This is a genomic window from Methylobacterium sp. WL12, assembly GCF_008039475.1.
GTDB classification, from domain to species: domain Bacteria; phylum Pseudomonadota; class Alphaproteobacteria; order Rhizobiales; family Beijerinckiaceae; genus Methylobacterium; species Methylobacterium cerastii.
Genome location: NZ_VRUW01000127.1, coordinates 1 through 9,997 on the forward strand (window position 1 = coordinate 1; position 9,997 = coordinate 9,997).

General features: G+C 56.3%; 9 protein-coding genes. 2 read left to right on the top strand and 7 right to left on the bottom strand.

What is annotated here, in order from left to right; translation table 11 throughout:
- From FV226_RS28400 to FV226_RS25720, 7 genes are all read right to left on the bottom strand, one after another.
- On the bottom strand, nucleotides 1-254 hold a 254-nt coding region (locus FV226_RS28400; RefSeq protein WP_210246552.1), incomplete at its 3' end, for a hypothetical protein.
- A 589-nt stretch (nucleotides 255-843) separates the two neighbouring features.
- Nucleotides 844-1,095 carry a hypothetical protein gene (locus FV226_RS25695; protein ID WP_147765150.1) on the bottom strand — a complete coding sequence of 84 codons (252 nt, stop codon included), beginning with the start codon at nucleotides 1,093-1,095 and terminating at the stop codon, nucleotides 844-846.
- 94 nt (nucleotides 1,096-1,189) lie between these two features.
- Nucleotides 1,190-1,741: a recombinase family protein gene (locus tag FV226_RS25700; RefSeq protein ID WP_147765151.1), complete on the bottom strand. Its 552-nt coding sequence runs from the start codon at nucleotides 1,739-1,741 to the stop codon at nucleotides 1,190-1,192.
- A gap of 154 nt (nucleotides 1,742-1,895) precedes the next feature.
- Entirely contained in the window at nucleotides 1,896-2,813 is a 918-nt protein-coding gene (locus FV226_RS25705) for a hypothetical protein (protein WP_147765152.1), read from the bottom strand.
- Between the two features lie 63 nt (nucleotides 2,814-2,876).
- Nucleotides 2,877-3,911, bottom strand: a complete 1,035-nt coding sequence (locus FV226_RS25710) for a hypothetical protein (RefSeq protein WP_147765153.1) — start codon at nucleotides 3,909-3,911, stop codon at nucleotides 2,877-2,879.
- Nucleotides 3,912-3,916: 5 nt separating this feature from the next.
- Complete coding sequence (locus FV226_RS25715) at nucleotides 3,917-6,772, bottom strand: DNA methyltransferase (RefSeq protein WP_147765154.1); 2,856 nt, start codon at nucleotides 6,770-6,772, stop codon at nucleotides 3,917-3,919.
- Between the two features lie 819 nt (nucleotides 6,773-7,591).
- Nucleotides 7,592-8,263: a ParA family protein gene (locus FV226_RS25720; protein ID WP_147765155.1), complete on the bottom strand. Its 672-nt coding sequence runs from the start codon at nucleotides 8,261-8,263 to the stop codon at nucleotides 7,592-7,594.
- A gap of 318 nt (nucleotides 8,264-8,581) precedes the next feature.
- Here FV226_RS25720 and FV226_RS25725 point away from each other — a divergent pair, with 318 nt between their 5' ends.
- Both FV226_RS25725 and FV226_RS25730 read left to right on the top strand, forming a co-directional pair.
- Nucleotides 8,582-8,872, top strand: coding sequence for a hypothetical protein (locus tag FV226_RS25725; protein WP_147765156.1), 291 nt, complete (start codon nucleotides 8,582-8,584; stop codon nucleotides 8,870-8,872).
- 320 nt (nucleotides 8,873-9,192) lie between these two features.
- On the top strand, nucleotides 9,193-9,924 hold the full coding sequence (locus FV226_RS25730) for a hypothetical protein (RefSeq protein WP_187278857.1): 732 nt from the start codon (nucleotides 9,193-9,195) through the stop codon (nucleotides 9,922-9,924).
- Nucleotides 9,925-9,997 lie beyond the last annotated feature (73 nt).

Consider the following 9,997-nt stretch of genomic DNA (forward strand, 5'->3'; position numbering starts at 1 on the left):
TCCTTGAAGTACCTATTAATTACTATCTCCAAAATGAAGTCGAGAGATATAATTAATCCAGTCAAAAGCGTGGCACTTGAGAAACAAAAAACGACAGCATTCTTGAGACTTTGAATACCGCTATGATTTATTTCAGAGAAGAAGGCAGCAGGGTTCGCGACAAGATTTTTCCAAATCGGAAATAATTTAAGTAGAGCCTTAAGAAAAGGAAGTTTTTCTTGAATGTATTTGCCAACGTAGGCGGCATCAATCATGTCCGTATCCGAATTCGCTAAGTTATTCGAAAATAGCACGGAGTGTTTATGCAGTTCTAAGTTTTTTTAAATGTCAAATATTAGACGACATGCAGCCAAGCGTACGGACGATAAGAAGCAGCGCGTCGGCGTGCCTCAAGCCGGGTAGTCTGTCGCCCTCAGCATTTCCTATGCCTTTCCTTGGTTCGCGAAACCCGTGACTTGTGGAATTTTTTGCGGCAACGCCGCGCATCAACCAGCACGAGAAGTACGACCGTTTGCTAGCCCGAGCCGAGATGGCCAACGATCGGTCAACAGCTACTTTCAAAAATCAACGACGGCGGTAAGGCCGCTAGAATGGGTCGGACATGGAACGTCTGCTTCGGGCCGGAAAGCCAAAGTCCGATTGCCACCTCAAGCCGAAGTTGCCCTATGGCAGACCTGGGGCTGCTTCCGGGAAGCGCCCATGGCGAAACAGGCGACTTGGTTGGGTCGAAGGCGGAATGACCGCTTCAGGGTGAAGGGGTAGGGTCCGCTCCCCACCCTTTGCAGACGGTCACCCGCGGCAGATTTGGACCACCAAGCCACGGATCGACGGTAGGCGATGCGCCTACTGCGCCTCGTCGGCGCCAACCATCCGCACAGTCGCGCCAAGCCGGCTCCGGTCCAGCCCCTTCGCGATGTAGCGCTCCTCCACCCGGGCAACCTGCACCGGCGCCGGGGCATGCCCCACGATGCTCAGATCGCCCCGCACAGCCCGTTCAAGCTCAGATCTCACCGCGCCATCCGCCAGGACAGCGAGGCCGCCCACGGTCCCAACCACGAGGATGCTGCGGGTGATGATGGAGGTGAGGGTGAGCATGGGGTGTCCTGAGCCTGCCGGGACCGTAGCAGGGCCGCGGGGACCGGGATGCAGCGCGGCGAGCACAGAGAGCGGCCGAATGGGTCCACGGGCCTTACGGGGCAGCCTTCAGCCGAGAAATGGTGCTGTGGCTCACATTGTAGCTCCGGCCGATCTCAGCACAGCTCTCGCCGGCCTCCCGCCGTGCCAGGGCCTCCCGCTGCTGGTGCGCCGTGAGCTTCGGCTTCGGGCCAGAGCGGATGCCGCGTTCCCGAGCCCGTCTCAGCCCCTCCCCCGTCCGCGCCCGGATCAGCTCGCGCTCGAACTCCGCGAGGCCACCGAGGATCGTGACCATGAGCCGCCCGTGCGCCGTGGTCGTGTCGGCCCAGGCATCCGCGAGCGACCGGAAGCCTGCGCCGCGCCGCGTGATCTCTTCGAGGACGTTGAGGAGGTCACGGGTGGAGCGAGCCAAGCGATCGAGGCGGGTGACGATGAGCACGTCGCCGGTGCCAAGGCGGCCGATCGCGCGCTGGAGCGCGGCTCGGTCCGCACGCGACCCGCTGGCAGTCTCCTGGAAGACCTTGGAGCAGCCTTCGGCCGTCAGGCGCTCGACCTGGGCTGCAAGGCTCTGATGGTCCGTCGAGACGCGTGCATAGCCGTAAATCATGCCTCAGTCGCGCACAGGGATCGTGCACGAATAATGAAGTGCGATCTCAGTGGCTTCGCTTTCGTGCATAATCCCTAGATCATGCACCCCGATGACGTTGCGGTGAAGCTACGCCAGGCATAAAGGTTCCCTTTTGCGCGGCCAGGATATGGCTTTACACCAGCTTGAGTTGTCGAGGCGATGGCTTATGCTCAATGACGCGAATGATGGTACGCTCTTTTCTCAAGCCTTTGTTGTTTCTGACCTGTCGTTCTCTAACTTCACAAATAAGACAATCATTTTTTCCGAAATAAATCTCGTTATTCGATATCTTGTTTAAGAATTCAGTATCTTCGATGCTGGCCGTGAACGGCTCTCCCCCATCCGTCAACCGCCATTTGTTCTCTTCTTTGAAGCTAAGAGAAATAATCTGCAGAACCATAGGCCGAGTAGAGTCGGCGAGTTCTTCATCTTGATCGTCGGAGATATCGAACGATGGTATATCTTCCCGTGTCAGGGAAAGCTCCTGACGATCATTCTGGCGCGCAGCAATAGATGTAATCCCGTCCCGTTGGAGGGTACTCACTAATCGTTTCGCATGATTGCGGACGGCAACGTTCTCAGCCAGTTCTACAGTCCGGCGGTTAGTCATAAAATAGTTATCGCCGATATGAATCGTAACCGATCCATCATCTTGATACTCTATTTTCTCAGGCTTACGCCCCTTAAGCCATTTAAGTAACGCAAATAAACCGCCGCCAACAAACGTCCCGGCGGCTCCAATACCGCCGCCAATCTTCAGGACGAGATCGGCGAGCTCTTGAGCAGCAGCAATACCGTCTTTGTGATCCTTGGCATAATTAAATATAGACTCGATGAGTTGCTGCCATAATGACAGGTCGACCTCGAACGATCCTTCTGCGGTGGCTCGGACCTTAACAGCCACCTTAGCAGCGGAACCGTTGATGACCTCATTTGCCGATTGCAGCAGATCACCTATAGACAGGAGCGCCGGCGCAAAATCTTGAACGTCGATTTCGCCGTTCTCAACAGCCGGGCCCCTGAATATTAATGTAAAGTGTGCTTCACTCATTGACGAGGCACATACGATCAAGACAAATCGAGGTCAACATATTTCGGTGACTCCAGCAGCGGACTAATGAATGAAACCGTATCTTCGACCACTGCCCATGATGTGAGTCCCAACTAGTCTGTCCCGAAAGGATCGGTCGAAATCTTCAATTTCAAGTAGGCGAATTGTGAACCCGCCTTTTCCTTTTTGAAAAACGATTACCTTGCCATCGTAAATATCCAAACCAGTTTGTTCTGGGATGGGCAATGTCATCTTTTCCATTGAGTTATTCCCATACCGATAGTTTCTTGTAATTGGACCACCGGTTGGTGTCAGGTATGTTATCTCTCCGAAAGTCGAATTTTTAACTTTGGCTGCGGGGGTAGAAAAGCCAAAATATCTATGAACCAGCCAAGGTAGGTCGATTTGATTGCCGGGTTTATCGTCACCGCGATTTCGGGTCACATAGCCGGCCTCTGTCCAAAATATGTCGAAATCTACAGGGTCCAAATCCTCGTCAGCTTCTTCTGCTTTCGGCGGCGGCTCGTAATTTTTTTTCCACAGTACTTCGTACCGATCGATTATATCTGCCAGTGGGGTGGCATTGTCCCAAAGCGACCGGGCGTCGATATAAGACGGCCTGAACGTCCTTCGAAAATGGTCTTTGGAAGCGGCAAAGAGACTGATCCCACATTCAATATTTCGGATTAGACCGCCGCTTGAGAAATTACCGGAGCCGGATACCATCCCGTATTTTTCAGTCGGCGCATTTCTGAAAAATGAAGTCTTCATATGAAAGTCGCGGCGAGGAATGAAACGGTCTGCTTCAACAACGTAAGACCCATCAAACACTTTGACAGATGTATTAGCCTTGCCGGCGATAAATCGTAAAGCTTGAGGATGAGTCCGACCGTAATCGATGCCAAAAAGCCACCTGGTTGTCACATCATTCCAAAATGTGCTGCCCATCGACATATCGTACTGAGCGGCTCCGGAATTTGTTGCATAGGCAAAGCAAAGAAGGGCATCTTGAGGTAGTACGCGACTACGGAGATCCTTTATTTGCGACAAAGTCGTTTTTTTATGTTCGTCTGAATGTAGAAATCCGCGAATGCGCATGCCAGTTAAGCCTTAGATCGTGCGAGATTTAGTTCAAGTAATCTTTGTACGGCATCGTCGTCAGATATATCGACAGGCCAGCCATATGCATGAGCAACGGCGGCATCAAGATCATTGTGAAGCGTGTTCAACCATTCCGGGCGTGAGTTGTATAGCTTAGTCAATGTCCGTGATTGAAGTTCGCGTTTTGCGTCGGTATCGCGGGGTTCAATTGTTACGGGGTAGCCAAGTGCGGGATCTAGATTGTTGAGAATAAGCTCGGAAGGGTTGAGCCACTTCTCGCGATATTCATTCAAGCGAGCTGCTGCCTTATCTATTTCCTGTGCTCGGATATCTGTTGCGTAGTCCGACGGCGATTTATCTGGCTCTAGCCCGACCGGAAACGGGAACGTCTCAAATGTTGTACTTGGAGTGTATCTAGGATCGTTGCCTACACCTAAGAACGTACAAAGGCGTAGTGACCAAAGTTCGTGAAATCGGCTATGTAGTATACCAAAGATTGTATCGTCGTCACGGGGGACAGCGATAATCATGTTGTCAGGTAATACCTCTTTCGGAACAAAACGAAATACTCTGTGCTTTGAAACTCGTGCGGTGGCTATATACCTTTTCAATCCTGCGAGTTTCGCGCGCATAGCGGGTCGTGGGTTCCAGTGTCTCCACCAGAGTTGAAGAGCTTCCGGTTGATTCATCTGCGCACGATGTAACTTGACTGTTTTTATGTAAGCGAAGGGTGCCTCGTACATAGATGCATCAAATTCCGATAGTTCATTAAAATCAATGATGAAACGATCCAGAGGACGATTTACAAGTTCATCACCTACAAGGTAAGGCACGACAACGTCACTGTTGGGCCGCCTATTAGGATTGCCAGATTTGGCTAACATGTCTTTGGCTGTAGTTAAATCGACTACAAAACTAGCTAAAGGTAATCCAAGACGTAGTGCGTCTGATTTATTTAAGCTTCCTCTTGGTACGACTCCTTGAAACGCCGATTTTGTATTTTGCGAGAGCTTATTCGCGAGCGTTAAATTCGCACCTGTAGTTCCTGTCCTGGCAGTAAGATCAGAAAAAATCTCGTCTACCTCTATGCCATCAAGAGAGCTTTGTTTTTCCATGCCTTTGCGTGTGAAGCAGGTTATCGCAACCCTCACTGACGCTCCGTCGACCGTCCAAGGCTCGTCCGACCACGCGCGGAACACGTGATTGTTTCGGAAGATTGGCTTCAACACCTCTCTGCTTTGGCCACCAGAAATTGAGTTGGTCGACACAAAGCCTGCATATTTTGCGTTCAGTCCTAAGGCGACGTCTGCCTTGTAGAACCAGAAGCATACGAAATCAGCGCCATCAGGGACGACGCGTCCGTACGTTGCCCTTAGTTTTGAAACGTATATTTGCCCTAATTCTGGCTGCATCTTTCTGCTGCCAAGAAATGGGGGGTTGCCGATGATGACATCTGCATCTGGCCAAACAGTAGCAGCGCCTTCGTCATCGAGTAGTGCGTCTTTGCATTGAATATTTTCAAGGGATTTCAGGATGGGATTTTCGCTAACCCCGAACCCATTTTTCCGCATCCATTGGATCTCGCCGATCCATACTGTGACGCGGGCTAACTCTGCGGCATACGGGTTCAGCTCGATGCCTTGTACGGCTTCCGGGCCGACCGTAGGGAGCTGCTTGCCGAAACCCATGGCCTCCGCGTCCAGGTTGACGCGATGCTCGATGTCTTTCAGCGCGAGAAGGGCCAGATAGAGGAAGTTGCCTGATCCGCACGCGGGATCGAGCACTCGGAAGGTCTTCAGCCGTTCCAGGAAGCCGTTCAGAAGCTCCTGCTTTCGCTTGGCACTCGTGCGCGGCTTTTGGATCGACGCCTTAACGACTTCCCATTCCCGCCATAGGGGATCAATGATGACCGGCCGGACGATCATCATGATCTTTTCGGGGTCGGTGTAGTGCGCACCAAGCTGCGAGCGCTTGGCTGGATCGAGACCGCGTTCGAACAGCGTGCCGAAGATCGAGGGATCGATGTCGGCCCAGTCGAGGGCAGCCGCCTGCCCGACAAGCTCCAGTTCGTCGCGCGTTAGGGCAATCGCCGTCGCGTCATCAAACAAGCCGCCGTTGAACCATTTGATCTCGTCAACGCCGAACAGGCCGCCTCTCTTCATTGACGCGAACAGCTGCGAGAAGAGCTTTTCCGACAGCTCCGGTCGCGTATGGGAGCGATCGAGTATTTGGGTGAATAGCTGGCGCGGCAGCAGGTTGATGTCCTCCGCGAACATGCAGAACACCAGCCGGTTGACGAAATGCGCGACCATCTTCGGGTCGAACCCGCGATCATGCAGCCGGATCGCAAGAGACGCGAACTTGTCAGCGACCTCCCGTGTAAGCGCATCAATCGTCTTTTGGGGTCTAAGCCGGTTCGGATCGAGGAACACCCATCGAAGCAGTTCGCGCTTATGCGGGTTGCCGAGTTCTTCAAGCTTGATTTCGTGCGTCTCGGAAACCGTGTTGGTCCAGTTTGTATGGACGATGATCCGGTCCATGTCGGAGACAACGAGCAGCGGCGGATTTTCTAAGGCAACAGCATATTGCTGAAGCTGCGCAAAGGCCGCCTTCAGGTCTTTGCGCTTGCCCTTGTACTCCCAGCCGAAATGCCCCTTCTTCCAGACATCGGCCCATCCTTCGCCGCCGGCCGTCTTCGAAGCGCCGCGCTCGAAGCAATACCAATCGCCCTTTTGATCGGCATCGATCGGGTTTTCGACATCAAGTACCGAGCATAAATCATTGAAGTGGGATTGAGACGCCGACCGCTCTTTCAGCGTCGAATTTTCCCATTTTTTAATAAAATTCTCTGGCGTCATGATTGTTTGATTGTGCCTGATGCTGAGAATTGATCAATCTGTACTAGGCGATTTCGAGCCGATCGTTCTGCGAGAACGGATCGATCTCCATTGTCAGCTTATGCACCACGGCTGTCGGCACCTTGCGGCGCTGATTTTCTTCCTTGCGGATGAACCCGACCGCTTCGAGCTTTGCCAGTGCGCGTGCAGCTCGTCGGCGTTGACCGCTATCTCCATGAGCTGATCCTGGACCTCTCCGAGCTGGAGGGGCAGCTCGGCGTTCTCCGTGGCGAGTTCTAGTGCACAGACGCCGACGAATGGGCCACCTGCCTATCCTCTAACTCGCTGCTGTGGCTTCGAAAACTGCGCTGCCTTGTGCACGTTTTGTCGGCGTCAGAGCACTAGAAGGGTAGGTCGGGCGCAGTCCCGCCTCCCCTCACTACGCACCGGCTCGACTGATCGCGCCGGCTGCCGCCGCGCTCAGGGCAGCGGTGATCGCTATGAAGACGGCGGCCTCGATCACGGATCAGGTCCTCCCTATCTGATCAACGAGCCGATCGAAGCCTTCGCGATAGGACATGCGCTCGCGCTCGCACCACTCGATGAAGGCGTTAGCTGACCGGACGCTGACGCGGGCAGTGAACGAGTAGGTCGGCTCTTCGGTCGGCTTGCGACGCTTCCGAATGGTAGGCTGCGGGTTTCGGTCTACGAACCCGTGCGCTTCTGCGATAGCGCGGTTCGAGGTTGCCGTCGGGGGGGCATGCTCAGGCACAGAGGCCGGGCGGAAGTCGGACAAGCCTGTAAGGCCGGCGGGAATGGGACGGTTCATGCGGCTCTCCCTCAGGCTGCCTTGCGGGTCGCGCGCAGGTTCTCGATCACCTCGCCGGCCAGCGCGTCGGCATTCTCGATCGCCTTATCCAGCCCGTTCACAGCAGCCGGGTCCATCTCTTCTAGGCTCTGCCGGAACGTGAACATGGAACGGTAGGCGGCACGCTCGGCGAGGTCGGTGCCGAACAAAGGCACACCTGAGCCGACCAGGGTCTCACGGATCACGCGCTCATCCCGCGTCGCGAAGCCAGGCTTGGTGCGGGTGAATAGCACGCGGTACGGCCGGGGGCCGACCGCGGCAGCCTGGTCGTCGATGAAGCTGATTGCCCTACGGGCCTGCGATGCATCCATGGCCGAGCCCTGCATCGGAATGATCACGAGGTCGGCCGCCAAAATGGCGGACGCAACCATGAGCGAGGCTGTGCCCTCAAGGTCGGCGATCACGAACTGCTGACGTGCACCCTCGGCCTTCAGCATGCGGGCGATGTTCGAGGAGTCGGCGTGCCCGACGATCTCCACCCCGTTCTTGGTCGGCCCATCCTTCCAGGCAACCAAGTGCCGGTTCGGATCGCAGTCGAACGCCGTCACGCTCGCGCCGTGGCGCGCGAGCGTCGTTGCGAGCACGAGAGACGTGGTGCTCTTCCCCGTGCCCCCTTTCGGGTTGCTGATGACGATAACCGGCATGGCGTAGCTCCGGGCGGCTCCACGAGCCACGACACGACGCACAGCGCCACCAAATCGTTAACGAGCCCTTACGCGACCCTACGGGGCATCCCGTAGATGAGCCTGGCCCTACAGCACGTGCCCCGGCGCCCCGTTGCGTAAAGCGGAATGACTTCATTGACGTCACGAGAAGTGACGTGCCGTCGTAGGATGGCGTGTGTCGTTGCGGGCTGCTCTCGTCACAAGGCTATGGCGACGAAAGTGGTCTCACAAGATCGCGCAAGCTTGTGCGCGTCACGTAACGCCGTTAGGCCTGCCATGACCTGACGGGGTGCGATCATGGGATTTACGAACGCTGAGCGGCAGGCTCGATATCGAAACAAGCTGAAGGCCACCGCACGTGCCTCGCTAGAGGAAACGGTGACGCGCAAACGTCAGGAAATACTGGACGAGTGGGTAAGCCAGGACGATGACCCGGAACGTCGGGATTTCGCGGCTCTGCCCCCACGGACCGGCGAAGCCTTTGAGAGCTGGATCGGCCAGGTCCTCGTCGCCGATCTCGAACATGAGTTCCGCCGCTACCTCGAGGAAGCAAGGCGGCAGAAGCTGCGTGAGCGCGCTGTTACGTAACCGCTTGACTTATCGCCTCCGTCCGGCCGACATGTGCCAGTCCGGTCTATGCCTCAACCGAGTCGTGAGCCGGCATCAGGAGAAATCACTGCCGTGAGCTAGACCCTGGAAAAGCCAACGGCCCCACCCCTGGCAGGGCGAGGCCGTTGAAAACCGAAGTGCTCGTGAGAAGAGCAACAAAACGGTCGTGACTGATCGGGGCAGCGCCCACCTTTCTCACAAGCCATAATTCCCCCTGGGGAGTCAAGACGGGATGGTGATTCCGTCGGCGGTGAGGCTTTGCCTGGACCCTGGAACGCGGCCCTAAGAAGGGTCGAACCGTGCACGCATTCGAAGTGCGGGCAGCCGTTATGGCTGTGCCGCCTATGCCGGCCTTGCGCCGGAGCCTTAGCCCGTGGGCGCCGTCCGCGCCCTCCGGTCCGTACAAGCTGCCCCATGACGTACAGGATCGCCTCACAGCGGCCTTACGTGATTTCCGCAACCGGGATGCCGCCGCGGCGCTCGCGGCCTTCCTGGGCCGTTTCTGGAGCACCCCAGCCCGTCTCGTGCTGGCCTTCCCCATCGATCGGCGTGCCCTGACAGATCACGCGGCCCTCGATCTCACGGAAGCCCGGGTGCGGGGCGCCATCGCGACCTTGAAAGCCATCGGGTTCCTCGATCCCGACCCCCTAAAGGGGTCGGGCTACCGGGCCACGGAAGTCGGCCTGCATCGCAAGCCCGTGCTGTTCCGCTTTGGCTCCGGCTACCGCGAGGCCTTCGCCAGCGCCAACGCCCGGAGCCGGGCAGCTCGGGGAAAAACGGCGCCAGTCCGCCGACCGATCGCGACCCCGCCGGCCACAACACGGCCTGCGATACCGCCGACCCAACTCGCCCAAAGACAAGATTCCCCTGTGAAGGGATTGATTATGGGCGAGCACGGATCGCAACCAGATCTAGACCAAGATCTCGCGGCTGCGCTCGACCGTCTCAAGAGGGCTATCGAGCGGGAGCATGGGCAACCCGGTGCGCCCTATCGTCAGGCCGATCCGGGTTCGATCCGGGGGGCGCTGTGATGTCCGATGATCACGCCCTTATCGCCCTCGGCCGACAGCTCGATGCGCTCGGACAGGCAGGCTCGCGAGGGGG